At 64.3% G+C, this 21,171-nt stretch carries 27 protein-coding genes and 1 pseudogene; all 28 read right to left on the bottom strand.

What is annotated here, in order from left to right; all coding sequences use genetic code 11:
• Positions 1–23: 23 nt before the first annotated feature.
• The 28 genes and pseudogenes from BLQ71_RS04750 to BLQ71_RS25915 all read right to left on the bottom strand — a co-directional run bounded on the left by BLQ71_RS04750 (position 24) and on the right by BLQ71_RS25915 (position 21,167).
• Positions 24–1,691, bottom strand: coding sequence for a ribonuclease J (locus BLQ71_RS04750; protein ID WP_074620889.1), 1,668 nt, complete (start codon positions 1,689–1,691; stop codon positions 24–26).
• Positions 1,688–2,470 carry a type III pantothenate kinase gene (locus BLQ71_RS04745; protein WP_069211599.1) on the bottom strand — a complete coding sequence of 261 codons (783 nt, stop codon included), beginning with the start codon at positions 2,468–2,470 and terminating at the stop codon, positions 1,688–1,690. Before BLQ71_RS04745 ends, BLQ71_RS04750 begins: the two co-directional genes overlap by 4 nt.
• A 9-nt stretch (positions 2,471–2,479) precedes the next feature.
• A complete protein-coding gene (locus BLQ71_RS04740; protein ID WP_074620888.1) occupies positions 2,480–3,223 on the bottom strand; it encodes a biotin--[acetyl-CoA-carboxylase] ligase in 744 nt (247 codons plus the stop codon).
• Between the two features lie 136 nt (positions 3,224–3,359).
• Positions 3,360–4,802, bottom strand: coding sequence for an NADH-quinone oxidoreductase subunit NuoN (nuoN, locus tag BLQ71_RS04735; RefSeq protein WP_074620887.1), 1,443 nt, complete (start codon positions 4,800–4,802; stop codon positions 3,360–3,362).
• Between the two features lie 13 nt (positions 4,803–4,815).
• Positions 4,816–6,384 (bottom strand): NADH-quinone oxidoreductase subunit M, encoded by a 1,569-nt coding sequence (locus BLQ71_RS04730; RefSeq protein WP_043143637.1) that lies wholly within the window; start codon positions 6,382–6,384, stop codon positions 4,816–4,818.
• On the bottom strand, positions 6,384–8,510 hold the full coding sequence (nuoL, locus tag BLQ71_RS04725) for an NADH-quinone oxidoreductase subunit L (protein WP_074620886.1): 2,127 nt from the start codon (positions 8,508–8,510) through the stop codon (positions 6,384–6,386). The genes BLQ71_RS04730 and nuoL overlap by 1 nt, the downstream gene beginning before the upstream one ends.
• Positions 8,511–8,516: 6 nt before the next feature.
• Positions 8,517–8,822 carry an NADH-quinone oxidoreductase subunit NuoK gene (gene nuoK / locus BLQ71_RS04720; protein ID WP_023849383.1) on the bottom strand — a complete coding sequence of 102 codons (306 nt, stop codon included), beginning with the start codon at positions 8,820–8,822 and terminating at the stop codon, positions 8,517–8,519.
• A 175-nt stretch (positions 8,823–8,997) separates the two neighbouring features.
• Positions 8,998–9,192 (bottom strand): hypothetical protein, encoded by a 195-nt coding sequence (locus BLQ71_RS04715; RefSeq protein ID WP_074620885.1) that lies wholly within the window; start codon positions 9,190–9,192, stop codon positions 8,998–9,000.
• The gene (locus BLQ71_RS04710; protein WP_043143629.1) at positions 9,189–9,791 is read right to left on the bottom strand and encodes an NADH-quinone oxidoreductase subunit J; all 603 of its coding nucleotides are present in this window, start codon (positions 9,789–9,791) and stop codon (positions 9,189–9,191) included. The genes BLQ71_RS04715 and BLQ71_RS04710 overlap by 4 nt, the downstream gene beginning before the upstream one ends.
• Positions 9,788–10,195: a carboxymuconolactone decarboxylase family protein gene (locus tag BLQ71_RS04705; RefSeq protein WP_043143627.1), complete on the bottom strand. Its 408-nt coding sequence runs from the start codon at positions 10,193–10,195 to the stop codon at positions 9,788–9,790. Before BLQ71_RS04705 ends, BLQ71_RS04710 begins: the two co-directional genes overlap by 4 nt.
• Positions 10,192–10,359, bottom strand: coding sequence for a hypothetical protein (locus tag BLQ71_RS26315; RefSeq protein ID WP_157923277.1), 168 nt, complete (start codon positions 10,357–10,359; stop codon positions 10,192–10,194). Before BLQ71_RS26315 ends, BLQ71_RS04705 begins: the two co-directional genes overlap by 4 nt.
• Positions 10,356–10,853 (bottom strand): hypothetical protein, encoded by a 498-nt coding sequence (locus tag BLQ71_RS04700; protein WP_043143625.1) that lies wholly within the window; start codon positions 10,851–10,853, stop codon positions 10,356–10,358. The genes BLQ71_RS26315 and BLQ71_RS04700 overlap by 4 nt, the downstream gene beginning before the upstream one ends.
• Before the next feature lie 6 nt (positions 10,854–10,859).
• Positions 10,860–11,354: an NADH-quinone oxidoreductase subunit NuoI gene (nuoI, locus tag BLQ71_RS04695; RefSeq protein ID WP_043143624.1), complete on the bottom strand. Its 495-nt coding sequence runs from the start codon at positions 11,352–11,354 to the stop codon at positions 10,860–10,862.
• Between the two features lies 1 nt (position 11,355).
• Entirely contained in the window at positions 11,356–11,688 is a 333-nt protein-coding gene (locus tag BLQ71_RS04690; protein WP_043143622.1) for a hypothetical protein, read from the bottom strand.
• A gap of 56 nt (positions 11,689–11,744) precedes the next feature.
• Positions 11,745–12,782, bottom strand: a complete 1,038-nt coding sequence (gene nuoH / locus BLQ71_RS04685; RefSeq protein ID WP_074620884.1) for an NADH-quinone oxidoreductase subunit NuoH — start codon at positions 12,780–12,782, stop codon at positions 11,745–11,747.
• Between the two features lie 7 nt (positions 12,783–12,789).
• Positions 12,790–13,185 carry a YNQ4 family lipoprotein gene (locus tag BLQ71_RS04680; RefSeq protein ID WP_175459221.1) on the bottom strand — a complete coding sequence of 132 codons (396 nt, stop codon included), beginning with the start codon at positions 13,183–13,185 and terminating at the stop codon, positions 12,790–12,792.
• A gap of 1 nt (position 13,186) precedes the next feature.
• Complete coding sequence (gene nuoG, locus BLQ71_RS04675) at positions 13,187–15,172, bottom strand: NADH-quinone oxidoreductase subunit NuoG (RefSeq protein WP_074620883.1); 1,986 nt, start codon at positions 15,170–15,172, stop codon at positions 13,187–13,189.
• A 212-nt stretch (positions 15,173–15,384) separates the two neighbouring features.
• On the bottom strand, positions 15,385–15,777 hold the full coding sequence (locus tag BLQ71_RS04670; RefSeq protein ID WP_043143615.1) for a DUF5333 domain-containing protein: 393 nt from the start codon (positions 15,775–15,777) through the stop codon (positions 15,385–15,387).
• 126 nt (positions 15,778–15,903) lie between these two features.
• Positions 15,904–16,254, bottom strand: coding sequence for a hypothetical protein (locus tag BLQ71_RS04665; protein WP_083242518.1), 351 nt, complete (start codon positions 16,252–16,254; stop codon positions 15,904–15,906).
• A 1-nt stretch (position 16,255) separates the two neighbouring features.
• Positions 16,256–16,591 (bottom strand): hypothetical protein, encoded by a 336-nt coding sequence (locus BLQ71_RS04660; RefSeq protein WP_074620882.1) that lies wholly within the window; start codon positions 16,589–16,591, stop codon positions 16,256–16,258.
• Positions 16,592–16,764: 173 nt separating this feature from the next.
• The gene (locus tag BLQ71_RS04655; protein WP_069211591.1) at positions 16,765–17,247 is read right to left on the bottom strand and encodes a DUF3291 domain-containing protein; all 483 of its coding nucleotides are present in this window, start codon (positions 17,245–17,247) and stop codon (positions 16,765–16,767) included.
• 76 nt (positions 17,248–17,323) lie between these two features.
• Positions 17,324–17,581: a DUF3291 domain-containing protein gene (locus tag BLQ71_RS26755; RefSeq protein ID WP_229754805.1), complete on the bottom strand. Its 258-nt coding sequence runs from the start codon at positions 17,579–17,581 to the stop codon at positions 17,324–17,326.
• Positions 17,582–17,685: 104 nt separating this feature from the next.
• Positions 17,686–17,796 (bottom strand): annotated as a pseudogene (locus BLQ71_RS26750) (DUF3291 domain-containing protein); the annotation flags it as partial.
• The gene (locus tag BLQ71_RS04645; protein WP_074620881.1) at positions 17,793–18,161 is read right to left on the bottom strand and encodes a hypothetical protein; all 369 of its coding nucleotides are present in this window, start codon (positions 18,159–18,161) and stop codon (positions 17,793–17,795) included. The pseudogene BLQ71_RS26750 and the gene BLQ71_RS04645, both read right to left, overlap by 4 nt.
• A 38-nt stretch (positions 18,162–18,199) precedes the next feature.
• On the bottom strand, positions 18,200–19,498 hold the full coding sequence (nuoF, locus tag BLQ71_RS04640; RefSeq protein WP_043143607.1) for an NADH-quinone oxidoreductase subunit NuoF: 1,299 nt from the start codon (positions 19,496–19,498) through the stop codon (positions 18,200–18,202).
• Positions 19,499–19,501: 3 nt separating this feature from the next.
• Positions 19,502–19,720, bottom strand: a complete 219-nt coding sequence (locus BLQ71_RS04635; RefSeq protein ID WP_043143606.1) for a DUF5337 domain-containing protein — start codon at positions 19,718–19,720, stop codon at positions 19,502–19,504.
• A 13-nt stretch (positions 19,721–19,733) separates the two neighbouring features.
• Positions 19,734–20,405, bottom strand: coding sequence for a helix-hairpin-helix domain-containing protein (locus tag BLQ71_RS04630; protein ID WP_052244581.1), 672 nt, complete (start codon positions 20,403–20,405; stop codon positions 19,734–19,736).
• 189 nt (positions 20,406–20,594) lie between these two features.
• The gene (locus BLQ71_RS25915) at positions 20,595–21,167 is read right to left on the bottom strand and encodes a hypothetical protein (RefSeq protein WP_133066118.1); all 573 of its coding nucleotides are present in this window, start codon (positions 21,165–21,167) and stop codon (positions 20,595–20,597) included.
• Positions 21,168–21,171 lie beyond the last annotated feature (4 nt).

Raw genomic sequence — 21,171 nt, 5'->3', positions numbered from 1 at the left:
TGCGTGCAACCCGCCTGTCCGGCTCAGCTGAGCCGGCTGACCACCACCGTGACCTCGGGTTTCTTGCCGATCTCGTTCATCGCAGTCTGACGCGCGACGCGGCGCAGGCCTTCTTCCAGCTTGTCGTCGTCGGTCAGCGTCTTGCCACCGGCGCGGCCCATGAACTGGGCCAGGTCCTCCTCGAGGATATCGACCAGCGGCGCGTGGCTGCGACCCTGTTCGGGCAGGCCCATCAGGTCGCACCAGGGTTCGCCCAGGGGTTCGTCGTCCTCGTCCAGAATCACGGTCACGACCACGTGGCCATTCAGAGCCATGCGGATACGATCGCGCACGATGCCGTCCAGGGCGCCGATCTGAACGCTGCCGTCCAGGTAGGTGCGCCCGGTCTCGATGTATTCCACGACGCGCGGCTCGTTTCCGCTCAGCTCGATCATCATGCCGTTGACCGCCAGCACGCCCGCGCGGCCGTTCTGGCCCGCCAGCTTGACGTGTTCGCGCAGGTGGCGGTGTTCGCCGTGCATGGGAACAACCATCTGCGGCTTGACCAGATTCTGCACGGTTTCCAGGTCGGGGCGGTTGGCGTGGCCGGAGACGTGATAATCGCCCATCGCGTCATCCACCACGTCCACGCCCTTTTCCGAAAGCTGGTTCATGATGCGGATCACGTCGCGTTCGTTGCCCGGAATCGTTTTCGATGAAAACAGGAAGAGGTCGCCCTCTTTCAGCTCGATCCCGTTGTACTTGCCCCGCGCCAGTTGCGCGCTGGCGGCGCGCCGCTCCCCCTGGCTGCCGGTGACCAGCAGCATGACATTCTCACGCGGGAGTTGCGCCGCATCCTCGGGTCCGATCACCTTGGGAAAACCGGTCAGGACGCCGGTTTCCACCGCCGCCTCGATCATCCGCCGCATCGCCCGGCCCAGAAGGCAGATCGAGCGGCCAGCGCGGTCGCCCGCCTCGGCCAGCGTTTTGACCCGCGCCACGTTAGAGGCAAAGGTCGTCGCCACGACCATGTTGCGCGCCTCGCTCACCAGCTTTTCGACCGCCGGGCCCACCGTCGCCTCTGACCGGCCCGCGTGTTGTGAAAACACGTTGGTCGAGTCACAGACCAGCGCCTTGACCCCGTCCTTTGACACCTCTTCCCAGAGCGCGGGATCCCATGCCTCGCCCACCAGCGGTGTCACGTCCAGCTTGAAATCGCCGGTATGGATCACCCGGCCCGCGGGCGTGTCGATCACCAGCGCGCTGCTTTCGGGGATCGAGTGCGAGATCGGCAGGAACCCCACCGTGAACGGCCCCACCTTGACGGTTTCCGGCCAGGCCGAGGCGGTCCGCACCGCCTTTCCCTCGACACCGTATTCCGCCAGTTTTCCGCGTGCGATATTGGCGGTGAAGGCGCGGGCATAGATCGGAACCCCCAACGCGTCGAAGGTATGGCCTACGGCGCCCACGTGATCCTCATGCGCATGGGTAATGAACAGCGCCTCGATCCGGTTCCTGTTCTCTTTCAGCCAGGTGATGTCCGGCAGGATCAGGTCGACGCCGGGCGTCGTGTCCATGTCCGGAAAGGTCACACCCATGTCCACGACGATCAGCCGCTCTTCACCGGGTTTGCCGTAGCCATAGACATAGCAGTTCATGCCGATTTCGCCGGCACCGCCCAGTGGCAGGTAGATCAGTCTGGAGTCGCTCATGCGTTGGCCTCGTTTTTCTTGTTGTGATTGTAGATGCGGACCAGGCCATGCATGGTCAGGAATTCCTCGAATGCGTCGAACAGCGGATCGGCCTGCTGGAACAGCGGCGCCAGGCCGCCCGTAGCGATCACCTTCATCGGGCGTTCCCGCTCTGCCTTGATCCGCGAACAGATCTCGCGCACCAGCCCGACATAGCCCCAGAAAACGCCGGATTGCATGCAGGCCACCGTGTTGGTGCCCACCACGCGCTGCGGCTTGGTGATGTCCACATGCGGCAGGGCGGCGGCGGCAAGGTGCAGCGCCTCAAGGCTGAGGTTCACGCCAGGCGCGATCACGCCGCCGACATAAGCCCCGTCCACGTCGACCACGTCAAAGGTCGTGGCCGTACCGAAATCCACCACGATCAGGTCGCCCCCGAATAGGTCGTAGCCCGCCACGGTGTTGACCAGCCGGTCGGGGCCGACCTGCGTCCCCTCATCGACGCGCACCGCCACCGGCAAGGCACAATCGGGTTTGCCGACGACAATGGGCCGCGTGTTGAAATAGCGGTCTGCCAGCACCCGCAGGTTGAACACGACGCGCGGAACGGTGGTCGACACGATGACATCGGTGATATCCGCCTCGATCCCCTGGAATTCCATCAGGGTCGACAGCCAGACGTAATACTGGTCCGCCGTCCGCTGGTGTTCGGTCGCGGTCCGCCAGGTGGCGACAAAATCCTGCCCGTCCCAGATCGAGAAAACGGTATTGGTGTTGCCACAGTCGATGGCCAAGAGCATGAGGCCCGCCTATTCGAAAAATATCTCTGCCGCAGCCACGCTGACGCGGCCTTTGGGCGTCTTTAGGACAAGTTGCCCGGTGCCGTCCACTGTCTCGAAGACGCCGGTGACGCTGTCGCGGGCCGTGCGCGCGGTGATCACCTCTCCGAGCCGCGCCGCCCGGGCCAGCCAGAGCGTCCGGATCGGCTCGAACCCGTAGCTGGTCAGCCGGGCCTCATGGGTGGCATATGCAGCGGCCAGCGCTGCGAGGAAGGCCTCCGGCAGAACCCGCACCCCGGTTTCCCCCAAGAGCGACACCGGCGGCACGGCGCCGGGTTCCACCGCATCCCGCCCTGGCGCGGCCAGGAGGTTGACGCCGATCCCGATGGCCAGGTGCCCCCCCGGACCGCCAATCCCCTCCAGCAGGATGCCGGCCAGTTTGCCGCCGTTCAGCAGCACGTCGTTGGGCCATTTCAGCGCCAGCCCGGTTTCCGTCCCGGTAACCGAGGCCAGGGCGTCATAAAGCGCGAGAGCCGCCACGAAGGAACGCAGGGCCAGCTTGTCGGGGCTATCCTTGGGGCGGATGACCAGCGTCGCCGCGAAATTGCCCGCCGGATTGACCCAAGGCCGCCCCCGCCTGCCGCGCGCGGCGGTCTGGCGCAGGCCAAGAATCCATTCCGGTCCGCTTAGCCCGGCGGCAATCCGCGCCGCCTCGGCATTGGTGCTGTCCACTTCGGCCATCACCCGCCGTCGATAGCCCTCGGGCCAGTTCATGGCGCGCACCCCTGTTTCTTTGGTTTGCAAAATACCTCGGGGGAGTCGACCGAAGGGAGGCGGGGGCACGTTAAGGGCATGCCTTCGGCATGACGCCCCCCGCAACAGCACGCCCGCCGGGCGTGCTGCCACCGCATCAGTTCACCAGCGTCGCAGCCGCCGCCTGTGCGACGCCTTCGATGCCGAAGAGATTGACCACACCGACCACCATGATCACCGCCGACACCATCAGGAACCCCCAGAGAACCGGCGACTTGCCCCCGTCCAGCGCATCCTCGCGGTCCTGACCAAAGTACATGTAGTAGACGATCCGCAGGTAGTAGAAGGCGCCAATCACCGAGGCGACAACACCCGCCACCGCCAGCCAGGCCAGCCCGGCGTCATAGGCGGCGCGCAGGACGTAGAGCTTGCCGAAGAAGCCCACCAGCGGCGGCACACCGGCAAGGCTGAACAGCAGCACCAGCATCGCCAGCGCCTTGCCCGGTTCCTTGGTCGAATACATGCCCAGGCTCTGGATATCCGTCACCGGCTGACCATCACGTTCCATCGACAGGATGAAGGCAAAGGTGCCGACGTTCATGGTGACGTAGATCGCCATGTAGATCAGCATCGCCTGCACGCCCAGCTCGGTCCCGGCGGCCAGCCCCATCAGCGCATAACCCATGTGGGCAATCGAGGAATAGGCCATCAGGCGCTTGATGTCGCGCTGTCCGATCGCGGCGATCGCGCCCAGGAACATCGACAGGACCGACAAGAGCGCGATGACCTGCCCCCAGTCGCTGGTCGCCTCGCCAAAGGCATCGTGCATCAGGCGCGCAAACAAGGCCATCGCCGCCACCTTGGGCGCGGTGGCAAAGAAGGCGGTGACCGGCGTCGGAGAGCCTTCGTAGACGTCCGGCGTCCACATGTGGAAGGGCACGGCAGAGACCTTGAAGGCCAGGCCCGCGATCAGCATCGTCAGGCCGATGAGCAGGCCGACCGGCATGTTGCCATCGGTCGCGGTCTGGATGATGCCCGAGAACAGCGTGGTCCCGGCAAAGCCGTAGGTCAGCGAGGCACCATAGAGCAGCAGGCCCGAGGAGAGCGCACCCAGCACGAAGTACTTGAGACCCGCCTCGGTCGACTTGGCGCTGTCACGGCGCAGCGAGGCCACGACGTAAAGCGACAGAGACTGCAGCTCCAGCCCCATGTAAAGCGCCATCAGGTCACCGGCAGAGACCATCATCATCATGCCGACAACGGCCAGCGTGATGAGCAGCGGGTATTCGAACCGCAAGAGGCCGCGACGCTGCATGTAGCCTTCGCTCATCAGCAGCACGGCACCGGCGGAGACCAGGATCACCACCTTGGCAAAGCGCGCGAAGCCGTCGTTCACGAACATGCCGTTGAAGGCCACCTGCGTGCCCTCGCCGGTGGTTCCGATCCAGAAGGCCAGCGCCAGGAACAGCGCCGAGGTGATCCAGACCAGCAGCGGTGCCAGCTTGTCCTTGCCCGAGTAGACCGCGCCCACCAGCGCTGCCATCGCAAAGACCGACAGCAGGATTTCCGGCAGGATGATGTTCAGATCGGCCGAGATCATGTCCCGCTCTCCCTCAGTGTTCCGCGACGGCGACTTGCGTGTCGGCCTCTGTGCGGCCGGCAGCGGCAAGCGCCGTGTCGTATTTCGTCACCAGCGCCTCTACCGCGGGGCCGGTCCGGTCGAGGATCGGTGCCGGGTAGACACCCATCCAGATCGTCATGACCACCAGCGGCGCAAAGATCGCCTTTTCCCGGGTGGTCATGTCCTTGATGGTCTTCAGGCTTTCCTTGATCAGGTCGCCCATGACCACCCGGCGGTAAAGCCACAGCGCATAGGCCGCCGAGAGGATCACGCCAGTGGCCGCGCCCGCAGCCACCCAGGTATTGACCTGGAAAATGCCCATCAGCGTCAGGAATTCCCCGATAAAGCCGGAGGTCCCCGGCAGGCCGACGTTGGCCATCGTGAACAGCATGAAGATCAGCGCATAGGCCGGCATCCGGTTCACAAGACCGCCGTAGGCCTCGATCTCGCGCGTGTGCATCCGGTCATAGATCACGCCGACACAAAGGAAGAGCGCGCCCGAGATGAAGCCGTGCGAAATCATCTGGAAAATCGCCCCGTCCACGCCCTGCTGGTTGGCGGCAAATATCCCCATCGTCACGTAGCCCATGTGCGCGACGGACGAATAGGCGATGAGCTTTTTCATGTCTTCCTGCACCAGCGCCACCAGCGAGGTGTAGATGATCGCGATGACGCTCAGCGTGAAGACGAAGTTCGCCATCACGTCCGAACCGACCGGGAACATGGCCAGCGAGAAGCGCAGAAAGCCGTAGCCGCCCATTTTCAGCAGGATCGCCGCCAGAACGACCGACCCGGCGGTCGGCGCCTGAACGTGCGCCTCGGGCAGCCAGGTATGGACTGGCCACATCGGCATCTTGACCGCGAAGCTGGCGAAGAAGGCGATGAACAGCATGGTCTGCATGCCGCCGATGATCTGCACGCCCAGGATGCTGAAGCTCTCGGAGGCGAAGTTGTGCTTCAACAGCGAGACGTCGCAGCCGCCGATACAGGTGGTGCCCGCGTCGGAATACATCGCCACCATCGCCACCAGCATCAGCACCGAGCCGAGGAAGGTGTAGAGGAAGAACTTGAAGCTGGCGTAGATGCGATCCTTGCCGCCCCAGATGCCGATGATCAGGAACATCGGGATCAGGCCCGCCTCGAAGAAGAGGTAGAACAGGACCAGGTCCAGCGCCATGAAGACGCCCAGCATCAGAGTTTCCAGCACCAGGAAGGCGATCATGTATTCCTTGACCCGGTGGCTGACGTCCCAGCTGGCCGCGATGACCAGCGGCATCATGAAGGTGGTCAGCATGACGAAGAGCACGCTGATCCCGTCCACCCCCATCCGATAGCTCAGCCCCAGAAGCCATTCCCGCTCTTCCAGCATCTGGAACTCGGTATTGCCTGCGTCGAACTGGAACAGGATGAAGAGCGAGATGACGAAGGTCGCCGTCGTCGCAATCAGCGCAAGCCACTTGGCATTGCGTTGTGCCGCCGCGTCGTCGCCACGCAGGAACAGACCCAGGATCAGGGCCGCCAGCGCGGGCAGGAAGGTGACGATGGAAAGCAGGTTGCCCATTAGTGTGCCCCTCCGCTGAGCGTCATCCAGGTGATGAAGACCGCAATCCCGATCACCATCCAGAAGGCATAGGTAAAGATGTAACCGGACTGCGCCCGGCCTGCGAGCCGGGTGAAGAAGGGGATGATCCCCATTGCAAGGCCGTTGATGCCGCCCTTGATGATCGACTCGTCACCGCCCTTCCACAGGATGCGCCCCAGCGCAAAGGCGGGCCGGACGAAGAGGAAGTTGTAGATCTCGTCGATGTACCACTTGTTCAGCAGGAACAGGTACAGCGGGCGCTGGTTCTCGGCCAATTTGACCGGCAGCTTCGGGTTCACGATGTAGAACCAGAAGGCCACGACAAAGCCGATCACCATGGCGATGAAGGGCGAGACCTTGACCCATTTCGGCACATAGTGCGCGTCGTGCAGGACGTGGTTGTCCGCGCCCATGTAGATAGCTCCTGCCCCGGGAGCGGCGACCGCCGCATGATCGCCCGCCGGTGCGGCGTGATCGTCCCCGTAGTCGGCGGCCGGTGCGGCATGGTCGCCGGCGTCCGCCGCCGCCGCATGGCCCGCATCGGCGGCTTCGCCATGCTCTGCCGCCTCGGCGACCGGAATGCCGAAGAACTTGTTGACGTAGTCTTCCTTGCCGAAGAACGACCCGTACCAGATCATCCCCGAGAAGACCGCGCCAAGCGCCAGCACGGCCAGCGGGGCCAGCATGACGGTCGGGCTTTCGTGGGCATGCTCATGCGTGTGCTTGTCGCCGCGCGGCTTGCCGTAGAAGGTCAGGAACATCAGACGCCAGCTGTAGAAGCTGGTGAACAGGGCCGCGATGACCAGAGCCCAGAAGGCAAAGCCGCCGTTGGTGCCCGCGTAGGCGCTCTCGATCACGGCGTCCTTGGACAGGAACCCGGCAAAGCCGATGGTGGTCAGTGGGATGCCGACGCCGGTGATGGCCAGCGTGCCGATCATCATCGCCCAGAAGGTATAGGGCAGTTTCTTGCGCAGGCCGCCGTAGTTCCGCATGTCCTGCTCGTGGTGCATGCCGTGGATCACGGAACCGGCCCCCAGGAAGAGCATCGCCTTGAAGAAGGCATGCGTGAAGAGGTGGAACATGGCGACCGAGTAGACGCCCACGCCCGCCGCCACGAACATGTAGCCCAGCTGCGAACAGGTCGAATAGGCGATGACGCGCTTGATGTCGTTCTGTACCAGGCCCACGGTGGCGGCAAAGAAGGCCGTCGTGGCGCCCAGGAAGGTGATGAAACCGGTGGCGTTCGGCGCGAATTCCATGATCGGCGACATGCGGCAGACCAGGAAAACGCCTGCGGTGACCATCGTTGCGGCGTGGATCAGGGCCGACACGGGGGTCGGGCCTTCCATCGCGTCCGGAAGCCAGGTGTGCAGGATGAACTGCGCCGATTTGCCCATCGCGCCGATGAACAGCAGGAAGGCCACCAGCTCGGCCGCGTTCCAGCTGGTCCAGAGGAAGGTCAGCTGGGTTTCCGCCAGCTCGGGCGCGGCGGCAAAGATGTCGTCGAACTTGATGCTGTCGGTCAGGAAGAACAGCGCGAAGATCCCCAGCGCAAAGCCGAAGTCGCCGACCCGGTTGACCACGAAGGCCTTGATCGCGGCGGCATTGGCCGAGGGCTTGCGATAGTAGAAGCCGATCAGCAGGTAGGAGGCGACGCCCACGCCTTCCCAGCCAAAGAACATCTGCACCAGATTGTCCGAGGTCACCAGCATCAGCATGGCGAAGGTGAAGAACGACAGGTAGGCGAAGAAGCGTGGCTTGTAGCTCTCCTCGCCTTCCTTGAAGTTGTCGTCATGCGCCATATAGCCGAAGGAATACAGGTGCACGAGCGCCGAGACCGTGGTCACGACGATCAGCATGATCGAGGTCAGCCGGTCCAGCCGGATCGACCAGTCGGTCGACAGCGTGCCGCTTTCGATCCAGCGCATGATCTGTATGTGCTGGGTGTCCGGACCGTGGGTAAAGAAGGTGATCCAGGAAAAGGCACAGGCCAGGAACAGCAGGCCGGTGGTGATCCACTGGGCACCGCGGATGCCGGTCAGCTTCCAGCCAAAGCCCGCGATCAGGGCGCCCGCGAGGGGCGCAAAGAGGATGATGCTCTCCATGAGGCTTTAGCCTTTCATCACGTTGACGTCTTCCACGGCGATGGTGCCGCGGTTGCGGAAGAAGCAGACCAGGATCGCCAGGCCGATGGCGGCCTCGGCGGCGGCGACGGTCAGCACGAAGAGGGTAAAGACCTGCCCCACCAGGTCGCCCAGATGGGTCGAGAAGGCGACGAGGTTGATGTTCACTGCCAGCAGCATCAGCTCGATGCTCATCAGCAGGATGATGACGTTCTTGCGGTTCAGGAAGAGCCCGAAGATGCCGATGACGAAAAGCACCGCCGCCACCGTCAGGTAATGTTCCAATCCGATCATGTGCGTCCCTCCGGGCGTTTTGCCCGCTTTTGGTCTTCCAAATCGTGCCCCGCGCTGGTGCCGGGGCCCTCTTTCGCTCTTGTGGCCCGTCTCGCTGCGGGCCCTGCGGGGCCTTGCGCCCCCTGTCCCGGACCTGATCCGGGACCTCTTGTCTGTCTCTCCCGCGCCGGGCGGGTCATCCCAAAGGGCGGCGGAGGCCCCGCAGTTTCAGCCGGGCCAGCCGGTCCTCTGTCCAGACCTGCGCCCGCACCGGAAGCAGCAGCATGGCCCGCCGCAGGACCCAGGCACCGGCCACGATCTTGAAGGCCCAGAACCCGGCGTAGAGGACCAATCCCGTCGGGGACAGGACCACGTCCCAGAACCCGCTCAAAGCCCCTGCCCCGGTTTCACGTCCTTCAGCTCCATCGCCTTGGCCGGATCGCGGTACATCTGGGCCAGGATGTCCTGGCGCTTGACGTCCTGGCGGTGGCGCAGCGTCAGCACGATGGCACCGATCATGGCGACCAGCAGGATCAGGCCGGCCAGCTGGAACAGCAGGAAGTACTCGTCATAGAGGATCATCCCCAGCGCCTGGGTGTTGTGCATGCCCTCGGGCGTCGGCTGGGCCAGTTGGCCCGCCGCCATGTCCGAGGCCTGCCAGGCGCCAAAGGCCATCGCCAGCTGCATCAGGATCACCAGCCCGATCAGCAGGGCCAGCGGCATATAACGCGCCATTTCCGCCTTCAGCTCTGCGAAATCGACATCCAGCATCATGACGACGAACAGGAACAGCACCGCGACCGCGCCGACGTAGACGATGACCAGCAGCATGGCGACGAATTCCGCGCCCATCAGCACGAAGAGCCCCGCAGACGACAGGAAGGCCAGGATCAGCCAGAGCACCGAGTGCACCGGGTTGCGGCTGACCACGGTGAACAACCCGCCCGCGATGGCGCCGAGTGCGAAGAGGTAGAAGGCAAAGACCATCATGTCTCGTCATCCTTGTTTTCATTGATGACTTCGCGCGCAAGTTCCATTGCGCGGGTCATCGCCGGAATGCCTGCGAACATCGACATATGTCCAATGGTCTCGGCGATTTCTTCAGAGGTCGCGCCTGCCTCGAGCGCGTGGCGCACGGTCAGACGGAACGGTGTTTCGGCCTGCGCGCCCTGCATGGTCAGACCCGACAGGGTCAGCAGCAGGCGCGTCTTGGCGTCCAACCCCTGCTTGGAAATACCCTTGCCGAACCACATCTCCATCGCGTCCTTGGACATGGTCGGCCAGAGCTTTTCAAAGCCCTTGGGGTCAAAACTGCTCATGGCCGGATTGAAGGCCTTGGCCATTTCCTGGGCCTGGGCCATCATCAGCTCGAAGGGGGTCTTGTTCTCGCTCATGTCCGGCCCTCCTTGGCGGCCAGCGCCTTATCGACAGAGTTGTCGATCCGCCGGCTCAGTATATCGACCATGGCTGTGGCGCGATCCGACCAGTCGGACAGGGCTTGCGCCTTGTGTTCAGCGGCCTTCAGAAAACCGTCGAGGCGCGTGTGCGTCTTGCTCATTGGCCGCCCTCCCCGTCGGGACAGGCACCAAAGACCGTGACCCGCGCGGACAGCCAGTTCTGGCCGTCAATCTTGCGCGGTTCGAGGATCGAAACCGCCTCGATCCCATCCCGCTGGAATGGCGCGACATTGGCCAGCCCTTCAGCCTTGCCGGTAAAAGACGCCCCCCAGTCCTGCATCAGGCGGCCAAAGATGGCCCCGACCATTTCGGTCTGGTCCGGCGCCCCCACGGTCATGAAGCAACTGCAGAACCCGTCGTGCGCGCGAAGGCTGAGAAATGCCTCGGGCGGCAGGTGCCAACCCTGCTCTATCCGTTCCAGGCCGGCCGCCTCTGCCTTTGCGTCAAAGGCCGCAAAATCCGGCGCCGCGGCCATGCAGACCGAGGAAAAAACCTCGGCGCGCTTGTCCAGCCATTCCGGACCGCCCTCGACAATCGTCTGGGCGCCCGTGGCCGGGGCGGCAAGGATAAGTATGATGGCGGCGGCTCTGATCATCTCGGGTCAGCGGTACGGGGCGTCCAGTTCGAGGTTGCGGGCAATTTCGGCTTCCCAGCGTTCGCCGTTTTCCAGCAGCTTGGCCTTGTCGTAGTAAAGTTCTTCGCGGGTTTCGGTCGAGAACTCGAAGTTCGGGCCTTCGACGATCGCATCCACCGGGCAGGCTTCCTGGCAGAAGCCACAGTAGATGCATTTCGTCATGTCGATGTCGTAGCGCGTGGTACGGCGGCTGCCGTCGTCACGCGGCTCGGCGTCGATGGTGATGGCCTGCGCCGGGCAGATCGCCTCGCAGAGCTTGCAGGCAATGCAGCGTTCCTCGCCGTTGGGATAGCGGCGCAGCGCGTGTTCGCCGCGGAACCTGGGGCTCAGCGGGCCTTTCTCGTGCGGGTAGTTCACCGTGGCCTTGGGCGCGAAGAAGTATTTCAGGCCCAGCTGAAACCCCTTCACGAAATCCGCGAGCAGAAAGTATTTCGCGGCCCGGCCGTAGTCGATGGTCGCCATTCTATCCTTGCTCCTGTGCCAGCTTGTGCAATTCGGCCTCCAGCTTTGCGGCCGTGGGCGCATCCGTCCCCGGATCGCCCTGCTCATCGTATTCCTTGGTTGCCTCGGGGCCGGATGTCTCCGGCGCCGGATCGGCCTGTTCGGCGCGCGCGGCCTCGGCCGCCTGCATGTCCGCCGCCCAGCGAAAGATCGCGGCGGCAATCTCCGTGGCCTGCGGCATCAGATTTCCGTCGCTGTCCACGTCCGGCAGCCCGGTGTCGCGGACGACGAAATCACCGAGATCGATCATGTCGATGTATTTCGCATCCAGGATCGCGCTCTTGAGGTCAGACATGGCGCCCTCCCCTCAGCTGGCTGTCCGAAACGATATGTTTCCGAAACGTCACCAATTCAGCCCCCGGTCACCCAGCGGGCATAGCCGTCGAAGAACCAGCCGAATTTCGCGGCGAAGGCAACGAAGACCACCCAGACCAGCGAGAACGGCAGGAAGACCTTCCAGCCAAGGCGCATCAACTGGTCGTAGCGGTAACGCGGCGTGATCGCCTTCACCATCGCGAAGATGAAGAAGAAGAACGCCATCTTGCCGACCATCCACAGTGCCCCGTCCGGCAGACCCGGGATCGGCGACAGCCAGCCGCCGAAGAACAGCAGCGTGGTCAGCGCACACATCAGGAAGATGGCGATGTATTCACCGGCCATGAACAGCAGGAAGGGCGTTGCCGAATATTCCACCTGGTAACCGGCCACCAGTTCCGATTCCGCCTCCGGCAGGTCGAAGGGCGGGCGGTTGGTCTCGGCCAGGGCCGAGATGAAGAACAGGAAGACCATCGGGAAATGCGGCAGCCAGTACCAGCTGAAGAAACCATAAGCGCCGTCCTGCGCGTCCACGATGTCACCGAAGTTCATCGATCCGGTCGAGATGATGACACCGATGATGATCAGGCCGATGGAGACCTCGTAGGAGATCATCTGTGCCGCCGAGCGCAGCGACCCGAGGAAGGGGTATTTCGAGTTCGAGGCCCAGCCCCCCATGATCACGCCGTAAACCTCGAGCGAGGACACCGCGAAGACATAGAGGATCGCCACGTTGATGTCGGACAGGACCCAAGTGTCGCCGAAGGGGATCACCGCCCAGGCGATCATCGCCAACACGAAACTTGTCAGCGGTGCCAGCATGAAGACCGTTCGGTCCGACCCTGCCGGGATCACCACTTCCTTGACGACGTATTTCAGCGCGTCGGCCACGGTCTGCAGCAGGCCGTAGATGCCCACCACGTTCGGACCGCGCCGCATCTGGACCGCGGCCCAGATCTTGCGGTCGCCGTAGACGAGGAAGAGCAGCGACACCATCACGAAGCCCAGCACCGCAAGGCATTGCGCGAAGATGATGACAAAGGTGCCCAGAGGCGTGGCGAAGAAGTTTTCCATCAGGTCCTCACACCATCGGTATTCCGTTCTCGGCACAGGCCAGCGCCGCCACTTCGGCGTCGATGGTCTTGAGCCCTGGGGGCAGCGCTGCCGAGATGGTGTAAACCGCATCTCCACGCCATAGGCCACCCTCTTCGTAAACGGTCGTGCGCAAATGACGCGCAAAACCGTAACCCCGGATCAGCGCGTATTGCGCGGCTGCGCATTCGGCATAATCCTTCACGTCGCCCTCGTCGCGGGCGCCGCGCATCTCGACCTCGAACTGCACCAGATCGCCATCCAGAAGCCGGGTTTCGATCCCGGCATAGCTGGGCGTGAAAGGCGCGTCAGAGGCGGCCTCTTCGGTGCAGGCCGACAGCCCGGTGGCAATCACCAGAAGTGTTATGATCGCCAGTCCGCGCAAGTTATTGCGCCGCCAGCGGCGCCGCGGCGCGGTCGCGCGCCTGTTTCGACAGTTCCGCCATCAGCTCGGAGGCGCGGGCAATCGGATTGGTCAGGTAGAAGTCGCGCACCGCGTACCGGAAATCGGCCTCTCCCAGCTTGCCCGCATCCAGCGGCTGCCACTCGTTTTCCGGCACGTCGTCGATCTGCTGCAGGTGCGGCACATCCTTGACCAGAGCCTGGCGCAGTTGCGCGAGGCTGTCCCAGGGCAGTTGCGCGCCAACCTCGGCAGAGAGCGCCCGCAGGATGGCCCAGTTTTCCTTGGCCTCGCCCGGGGCGAACCCGCTACGCAGCGCGATTTGGGGGCGGCCCTCGGTGTTGACGAAAAGGCCCTGTTCCTCGGTGTAGGCAGCAGCCGGCAGGATCACGTCGGCGCGATGTGCGCCCCGGTCGCCGTGCGAGCCCTGGTAGATCACGAAAGCGCCTTCGCCGATCTCGACCTCGTCCGCGCCGAGATTGTAGATCACGTCAGCGGACTGAACCGCCTCCATGCCATTGTCGTTCACCGCGCCCACGTCCAGCGCGCCCACGCGGCTGGCCGCCGTGTGCAGGACCAGCATCCGGCCCGACAGCGCCATGCAGGCGCCCAGCACCGCGGCGCCGTCCGCCTCGTTCAGGGCGCCCTGCCCGACGATCACGATGGCATCGTCACCGGCCGTCAGCCGGGACAGTGCATCTCGACCCGTGCCGCAGTCCTCGACGTCATAGGTCAGGTCGACCGCGGGGCCGACGCGCTTGACCTTGGCTCCATTGGCCCAGGCCTTGCGGATACGGGCGTTCAGCACCGGCGCCTCGTCGCGCGGGTTGGTTCCGACCAGGATGATCTCAACTGCCGTGTCGATCTCTTCGATGGCGACATTGCCGACATAGCCGGACCGGTTGCCAGCGGGCAGCTTGGCCCCGTCAGTCCGGCTTTCGACGGCACCGCCCTGCCCTTCGACCAGCGTTTTCAGCGAGTAGATCGCCTCGACCGGGGCAAGATCGCCGACGATCCCGGCCAGCTTTTCGGCGCCCTTGATCGCCTTGGCGGCAACCCCCAGCGCCTCGGGCCAGCTTGCGGGACGCAGTTTGCCGTTTTCGCGCACATAGGGGCGATCCAGACGCTGGCGGCGCAGCCCGTCCCAGACAAAGCGCGTCTTGTCGGAAATCCATTCCTCGTTCACGCCGTCATGGTTGCGCGGCAGGATCCGCATGACTTCGCGGCCCTTGGTATCGACCCGGATGCTGGACCCAAGCGCATCCATCACGTCGATGGTCTCTGTCTTGGTCAGCTCCCAGGGACGCGCGGTAAAGGCGTAGGGCTTCGACACCAGCGCGCCCACCGGGCACAGGTCGATGATGTTGCCCTGCAGGTTCGAATCGAGCGTCTCGTTCAGGTACGAGGTGATCTCCGCATCCTCGCCCCGGCCGGTCTGACCCATCTGGGTGATGCCCGCGACCTCTGTCGTGAAGCGCACGCAGCGGGTGCAGGAAATGCAGCGCGTCATGTGGGTTTCGACCAGCGGACCCAGGTCCAGATCATCCACCGCGCGCTTGGCCTCGCGGAACCGGCTGAAATCGACGCCATAGGCCATCGCCTGGTCCTGCAGGTCGCATTCGCCGCCCTGGTCGCAGATCGGACAATCCAGCGGGTGGTTGATGAGCAGGAACTCCATCACCCCCTCGCGGGCCTTCTTGACCATCGGCGAGTTTGTCTTGATTTCCGGCGGTTCACCGTTGCGGCCCGGGCGCATGTCACGCACCTGCATCGCGCAGGAGGCGGCGGGCTTGGGCGGGCCACCCACGACCTCGACAAGGCACATGCGGCAGTTGCCGGCAATCGACAGACGTTCGTGGTAGCAGAAGCGAGGAACTTCGATCCCGGCCTCTTCACAGGCCTGGATCAGGGTCATGGCCCCGTCCACCTCAATCTCCTGCCCGTCGATGATGATCTTTCGCGTATCGGACATGCCTGAGCCTCTCCCGTTCTTCGGCTGGCAGCGCCCGCTGGCAGGCAGGCCGCAGTCCTCGGGGTTCTATCGTGGTCCGCCGGACGTTACCAGATGCAGGTGCAGCGAAAAGGCAGGAAAAAACGACGCGGCGCACGAGTTTTCCCCGCACACCGCGCCATTGTGATCACAAAAGTTGAATGTGTACCGCCTGTTAGCGGCCCGGACGCGACTCAGCGCAGGAAGTAACCGACAGGCCCGCCGCGCGAAATGTCGTCCCGACCGAACTTGCACAGGGCGCGCGTGTCCTTGGGATTGACCCCCTTTGAGGCCAGCCAGGTCTCGGCCTTGCCGCGCATCCGTTTCTTTTCCTTGTCGGACTTCACATAGTCGTCGATCTCGGTCTCGGAGTAGCCCAGGGCCTTGGCGCGTTTCTCAAGCGCCTTGATCTGGCGATACGCCCGCACCATGCGCGGCTGCAGGTCGTCGCAATTCTTGCGGATCTCGTCCGCGATCGCGATCGCCATCAGACCGTCGTCAATTTCGCTGACCTCGCGCAGGGGCGGCTTGGCCACGGCCGGCAGGGCCAGGGTCATGCAGACGATGGAAGTGAGAATCAGGCGCATACGCGGCTCTCCGTTTTCAGACTGGTGCCCTTGAGGTGGGGGCAGAGGGGGCGGATATTCAATATCCGGCCCCCGCAGGCCTCTGTTTCGGCAAGGATCCACGCATCCGGCGCCCCCTTGCGCGCCTCAGGCCGCCTCGTCGTGACAGCTCCCCCGGAAAGTCAGGGTGTTGTCCACGATGCGCAGGCTCTGCCCGTCGGCATCCGGCGCAACGGTCCAGTCGATCTCGGAGGTGCCGAAATACTGGATACAGTGCTGCTTCGCCTTGTAATCTGCCGCAGCGCGCGCGCCCTCCACCGATTTCGATACCTGGTGAACCGTCACGGCAAAGACCTGCCGGTTCTTGCGTTCGGTCTTTACCACCGTGCGAAAGCGCTGACCGTCGAACATCGGCTGGTCCGACTTGAAGATCCCGGCGCGACCGCAGCCCCCGAGTGTGGCCGCGAGGGCCAGAATGCACAACACGCGAGTCATCATCTTATTGGCCTCCCCGGCACAGTACCTCGAACTCGGCTGCCTTGGCCGTCACCCCGGCCAGAATCGTGGTCAGGGCGCGCGCATCGCGACACCCGGCCTTGGCGGCAAAGGCTCCGGCGGCCTGGATCTGTGCCTGCGCGGGAACCACCCCGGCAACCGTGGTCACGCTGACATAGGCCTGCAGCGCCTGGGCAGAGCCCGATCCGTCACGGGCCTGCATCGTCACCGCGCGGCGCTGAATATCGCCCACGAAGCTCTTGGAGCGGACGGTTTCCGCCTGCGCCACGGGCGCCAGCGCCGCGATCAGCACCGCCGTTCCCAAAATCCGTTTCATCATTCCAACCCGTGTCTTTTCTGCTCGCATCGCGCGCCCGCCACACCCGGCCCACGCGTGCCGCGCACTGTCGCGCCTGCGGGGCAAGAGGTCAAGGAGCGGGCGCCCCGCCCCGTGAGCGACGGCCTGCCACGATGACGGCAACCGAAGGAAACATGGGCAAGGCACAACTGGCGTCACACGGTCTCGGGCGTACAGTGCCTTGCACGCCACATCTGCGCCTGCGGCAAGTAGGACCAGCCAAAGGCCGCATCCGTGTCGCCCTGCGTCTTGCGCATCTCCAGTCGTTCCAGCGCTTCGTCCAGCGTCGGCTGATGTCCCTCGGGCACCCACCACATGACGAAATGCTGGTCGCCCATGATCTCGAACCACTCGGTGCGGCGGTCGTAGAACTGCTTGTGGATGGTGCCCCAGACAAAGCGTTCCAGGCTTTCCACGTCCTCCCATACCGTCAGGTTGGACACGAACTGCGGGTCGCCGTCGATCTTGGCTTCGGTGTTTCCTGTGCCCGGCTCGCCCGAGCCTTCCATCATCCAGACAAAGCCCGGCATCCGCTTGCCCAGCCCGTTGATCCGGTCGAGGTTGTCCATGAATTCCGCCACGCGCGGGTCGTCCGTGGGGGCCAGAAGGCGCCCGATGTTCAATTCCGCCAGGTGCATGTGATGTCCTTTCTGAAATCAAGTCGGCCAATCGGCCCGCAAGCTGTAGCGCGCGGCCCCTGCCACGCCCAATGAATTATCCCGATGCGCCCCATCGCGCCCGGGCATGGGTCCAGCCGAAGGCCGCGTCGCTCTCTCCTGTTTTTGCCAACTGCTGCAGCTTGTCCGCCGCCTCCGCGATCCCGGGCCGGTGGCCTTCGGGCACCCACCACATCACCAGCCGCAGCCCCTGCCCCGCAGCATCGAACCATTCCGCGCGCCGGTCGTAGAACCGCCGGTGCACGGTCTGCCAGACGAAATGTTCGAGGCTCGGCAGGTCGCGCCAGACCGACAAGGTCGACGCGGTCCGGGATTGCCGCCAAGCGGACCACCCGGATCGGTCTGCGCCGCATCCATCTCGGCTTCGGCCATGTGCCAGACATAACCGGGGCTGCGTTCCGCGACGGCAAAGACCCTGTCCAGGTTGTCACTAAATTCGGCGATGCGCGGATCTTCCCAGTCGTATCGCAGGATGCCGATGTTGAACTCGGCCAGGTGCCAGCCGGTCACCAGCCGTCTTTCCAGCACAGGTCGACAAAGGACCACTCGCCCTGCCACTCATGTGCGTCCCCGGGCGCAGATCGGACTGTCAGCCCGTAGTGCCTGCAAAAGGCGATGCCGACCTTGCGCGCCAGCACCTTATCGCCCGGACCGATCTGGGGGTCTTGGTTGGTCCGCACAACAAGGCGGCTCTGCTCGATCCATTCCTTTTGCGGCAGCCCCGTGTCCGGCGCGTCACGCACCGTCTCGGTCTCGTAGAGGCCGAACCACACGTCGAAGGATCGCCTGTTGTAGATCACCTCATCACTGATTTCATAGGGCATCTTGCCCTGCGCCAGCGCGGTTGACGCCAAAAGCAGAAAGCCTCCCGCCATTTGGCAGGAGGCCCTGATAACATCCGAGAAGACCACGATTATTCCGCGGCGACGGCGCTGAGACGTCCGGTCTTCTGCGCCTTGATGCGGTCCTCGATTTCGTCGCGGAAGTTGCGGATCAGGCCCTGGATCGGCCAGGCCGCCGCATCGCCGAGCGCGCAGATCGTGTGGCCCTCGACCTGCTTGGTCACGTCCCAGAGCATGTCGATCTCTTCCTCGTCGGCCTCGCCCTTTACCAGGCGCTCCATCACCCGCATCATCCAGCCGGTGCCTTCGCGGCACGGGGTGCACTGGCCACAGCTTTCGTGCTTGTAGAACTTGGCCAGGCGCCAGATCGCCTTGATGATGTCGGTGTCCTTGTCCATCACGATCACCGCCGCCGTGCCCAAACCCGAGCCCAGCTCGCCGCGCAGGTAGTCGAAGTCCATGATCGCGTCGCGCATCTTTTCGCCGCGCACACAAGGCACCGAAGATCCGCCGGGGATCACCGCCTTGAGGTTGTCCCAGCCGCCGCGAATACCGCCGCAGTGCTTTTCGATCAGCTCCTCAAAGCTGATCGACATGGCCTCTTCGACGACGCAGGGGTTGTTGACGTGGCCGGACACCGCGAACAGCTTGGTGCCCTTGTTGTTGTCACGCCCGAAGGACGAAAACCATTCCGCGCCACGGCGCAGGATCGTCGGCACGACCGCGATGGATTCGACGTTGTTCACCGTGGTCGGGCAGCCATAGAGACCCGCGCCCGCCGGGAACGGCGGCTTCATCCGGGGCATGCCCTTCTTGCCTTCGAGGCTTTCCAGCAGCGCGGTTTCCTCGCCGCAGATGTAGGCGCCCGCACCGTGATGCAGGAAAAGTTCGAAATCCCAGCCCGATCCGGCGGCGTTCTTGCCCAGAAGACCGGCGTCATAAGCCTCGTCAATGGCGGCCTGCAGGGCCTCACGCTCGCGGATATATTCGCCGCGGATATAGATGTAGCAGGCATGGGCCTGCATGGCGAAGCTGGCGATCAGGCAGCCTTCGATCAGCGTATGCGGATCGTGGCGCATGATCTCGCGGTCCTTGCAGGTGCCCGGCTCGGACTCGTCGGCATTGACCACCAGGTAGGCCGGACGCCCATCCGATTCCTTGGGCATGAAAGACCATTTCAGGCCGGTCGGGAAACCGGCGCCACCGCGACCGCGCAGGCCCGAGGCCTTCATCTCCTCGATGATCCAGTCGCGCCCCTTGGCGATCAGATCCTTTGTCCCGTCCCAGTGGCCACGCTTTTTCGCGCCGTCGAGGGTGCGGTCATGCATGCCGTAGAGGTTGGTAAAGATCCGGTCCTGGTCAGCTAGCATCTCTCAATCCTTGTGTTCCTGGCGCTCCCGCCAGAGCCCGTATAACATCCACAGCGCCCAGACAAAGCCACCAATTGCAGCAAGGTCGAAAAGCGCGCGCCAGCGGTGGCTCAGGTCCACCGCCGCGCCGATCACATTGGCCGCGACCCAGCCGAGAGCCGTCCCGACGATCACCAGCGCAATCGCGCGGCCTCTCCGGTTGTAGTCCTGGTTCCCGGCCATTGCCGCCCGTGCCTTATTTCACAAGTTCGGCGGCCTGCGCCACCCAGCCATTGCGCGAGGCCCGGCCGCGCACACCCGCCAGGTTCTCGTCGACCCAGGCGACGTTTTCCTCGGTCCAGCCGGCGATCTGTGAGAAATGATAGATGCCTTCGGCGTTCAGCGCCTCGGCCAGCTTGGGGCCGACCCCGTTCAGGACGGTCAGGTCGTCCGCTTCGCCCTTGGGCGCCTTCAATGCAGCGGGTTTGACCATCGCGGGTTCTGCGGCGGCCTCCGTTTCCGGCGCGGGCGCAACAGTGGGTGCGGCCTCAGGCGCGGTCTCGGCTTTCTCGGGGGCAGCCTCGGGGGCCGGAGCCAGTTCCACCACAGGTTCCGCAACGGTTTCTGCCACGGGTTCCTCGATAGTCACCTCGGGCTCGGCCACCGGCTCTGCCGTGGCCTCGACGACGACGGTTTCCGCCACGTCGTCAACCGGGGCAGCCTCTTCGGTGGTCGTCACCGAGGCTGCGACCGTCACGCCACCCATCGGCGTGCAGATCGAGCCGAAGCCCGCCGGCATTCCGGTCCAGGGCATCATGGCCAGTTTCATCATCCCCTGGCTGGCTTCCATCGCAAAACGAGTCTGCAACTGCATCATGCGCATCAGCGGGGTAAAGTCGGGTGTCATCGAAAAGATCGGGGTCGTCATGGTCACGTTCTCGCTCCACTAAACGGGCGCAGCATCCTGCGCGTGTCTTAGCGCCGTTCCTCCCCAACAGTGCCGGTGCCACGCCTGACATACTGCGCCGCGGCACGCAAGACATGGCGTTGTCGCAGCCCCTTTTCAGGGGCCGCGACCGCCGGTTTGACCACTCTGTGACCAGCAATTCCCTTGGGATCAGTAGCCGGGCTTATACGTCCAGCTGCCCTTGCGCGAGGCCAGTTCCGCCTCGCCAGCCAGCACCGTCCCTGTCTTCACCAGCGGTGCAGCTGACTGCTCGGAAGGGGCTGGGGTGGGTGCCGGTTCGGGCGATGGAGCGGGCGCCTCTGCCGGGGCCGGTTCCGCCTCGGCGGTGCTGTCGGCGCTGTAGGTCCAGTTGCCCTTACGGCTGGCAAGGTCTTCCTCGCCGGGCAGGGCACCACTGGGTTTGACCAGCGATCCGGTGTCCGCGCTCTCGGCTGCGGCGGGCGCCTGTTCAGGCTCGGGGGCCGTCTCTGGTTGCGGCGCCGGGGCAGCCCTGGGCGGTGGCGTGGGCCGCGCGGCGGGTGCCGGGGCCTCTGCCGCGCCGGCACAGAACAGCTTGGAGAACAGCAGGCCAAGCACGACGAGCGTGGCCCCTCCTGCAAAGACCGCCTGGATCACGCGCCAGTCGCCCAGCGTCAACAGCAATACGAATACAAGAAAGGCGGCCAAAGCCGCCAATCCCCAACTCAACTGACCGCAGTTCCCCTGCTCAGTCCGATCCCCCATGACA

It is taken from the genome of Antarctobacter albus, from assembly GCF_900101505.1.
In the GTDB taxonomy this organism is placed as follows: domain Bacteria; phylum Pseudomonadota; class Alphaproteobacteria; order Rhodobacterales; family Rhodobacteraceae; genus Antarctobacter; species Antarctobacter albus.
Note: the sequence above shows the minus strand (reverse complement) of the source record. Positions and strands in the feature narration are given on the sequence as shown.

What these genes read in the sequence shown, in the direction of transcription:
- BLQ71_RS04745 (WP_069211599.1), bottom strand. Translation starts at nt 2,470, where the DNA reads ATGCTCTTGGCCATCGACTGTGGCAACACCAATACCGTTTTCTCGATC.
- nuoK (WP_023849383.1), bottom strand. Translation starts at nt 8,822, where the DNA reads ATGATCGGATTGGAACATTACCTGACGGTGGCGGCGGTGCTTTTCGTC.
- nuoF (WP_043143607.1), bottom strand. Translation starts at nt 19,498, where the DNA reads ATGCTAGCTGACCAGGACCGGATCTTTACCAACCTCTACGGCATGCAT.
- BLQ71_RS04705 (WP_043143627.1), bottom strand. Translation starts at nt 10,195, where the DNA reads ATGAGCGAGAACAAGACCCCCTTCGAGCTGATGATGGCCCAGGCCCAG.
- BLQ71_RS04700 (WP_043143625.1), bottom strand. Translation starts at nt 10,853, where the DNA reads ATGATCAGAGCCGCCGCCATCATACTTATCCTTGCCGCCCCGGCCACG.
- BLQ71_RS04730 (WP_043143637.1), bottom strand. Translation starts at nt 6,384, where the DNA reads ATGGGCAACCTGCTTTCCATCGTCACCTTCCTGCCCGCGCTGGCGGCC.
- BLQ71_RS04710 (WP_043143629.1), bottom strand. Translation starts at nt 9,791, where the DNA reads ATGATGGTCTTTGCCTTCTACCTCTTCGCACTCGGCGCCATCGCGGGC.
- BLQ71_RS25915 (WP_133066118.1), bottom strand. Translation starts at nt 21,167, where the DNA reads ATGGGGGATCGGACTGAGCAGGGGAACTGCGGTCAGTTGAGTTGGGGA.
- nuoH (WP_074620884.1), bottom strand. Translation starts at nt 12,782, where the DNA reads ATGGAAAACTTCTTCGCCACGCCTCTGGGCACCTTTGTCATCATCTTC.
- BLQ71_RS04670 (WP_043143615.1), bottom strand. Translation starts at nt 15,777, where the DNA reads ATGCGCCTGATTCTCACTTCCATCGTCTGCATGACCCTGGCCCTGCCG.
- nuoG (WP_074620883.1), bottom strand. Translation starts at nt 15,172, where the DNA reads ATGTCCGATACGCGAAAGATCATCATCGACGGGCAGGAGATTGAGGTG.
- BLQ71_RS04645 (WP_074620881.1), bottom strand. Translation starts at nt 18,161, where the DNA reads ATGGCGGGAGGCTTTCTGCTTTTGGCGTCAACCGCGCTGGCGCAGGGC.
- BLQ71_RS04660 (WP_074620882.1), bottom strand. Translation starts at nt 16,591, where the DNA reads ATGATGAAACGGATTTTGGGAACGGCGGTGCTGATCGCGGCGCTGGCG.
- BLQ71_RS04665 (WP_083242518.1), bottom strand. Translation starts at nt 16,254, where the DNA reads ATGATGACTCGCGTGTTGTGCATTCTGGCCCTCGCGGCCACACTCGGG.
- BLQ71_RS04750 (WP_074620889.1), bottom strand. Translation starts at nt 1,691, where the DNA reads ATGAGCGACTCCAGACTGATCTACCTGCCACTGGGCGGTGCCGGCGAA.
- BLQ71_RS04740 (WP_074620888.1), bottom strand. Translation starts at nt 3,223, where the DNA reads ATGAACTGGCCCGAGGGCTATCGACGGCGGGTGATGGCCGAAGTGGAC.
- BLQ71_RS04690 (WP_043143622.1), bottom strand. Translation starts at nt 11,688, where the DNA reads ATGTCTGACCTCAAGAGCGCGATCCTGGATGCGAAATACATCGACATG.
- BLQ71_RS04630 (WP_052244581.1), bottom strand. Translation starts at nt 20,405, where the DNA reads ATGACGACCCCGATCTTTTCGATGACACCCGACTTTACCCCGCTGATG.
- BLQ71_RS26315 (WP_157923277.1), bottom strand. Translation starts at nt 10,359, where the DNA reads ATGAGCAAGACGCACACGCGCCTCGACGGTTTTCTGAAGGCCGCTGAA.
- nuoN (WP_074620887.1), bottom strand. Translation starts at nt 4,802, where the DNA reads ATGATCTCGGCCGATCTGAACATCATCCTGCCGGAAATCCTGCTGTCG.
- BLQ71_RS04635 (WP_043143606.1), bottom strand. Translation starts at nt 19,720, where the DNA reads ATGGCCGGGAACCAGGACTACAACCGGAGAGGCCGCGCGATTGCGCTG.
- nuoI (WP_043143624.1), bottom strand. Translation starts at nt 11,354, where the DNA reads ATGGCGACCATCGACTACGGCCGGGCCGCGAAATACTTTCTGCTCGCG.
- BLQ71_RS04655 (WP_069211591.1), bottom strand. Translation starts at nt 17,247, where the DNA reads ATGCACCTGGCGGAATTGAACATCGGGCGCCTTCTGGCCCCCACGGAC.
- nuoL (WP_074620886.1), bottom strand. Translation starts at nt 8,510, where the DNA reads ATGGAGAGCATCATCCTCTTTGCGCCCCTCGCGGGCGCCCTGATCGCG.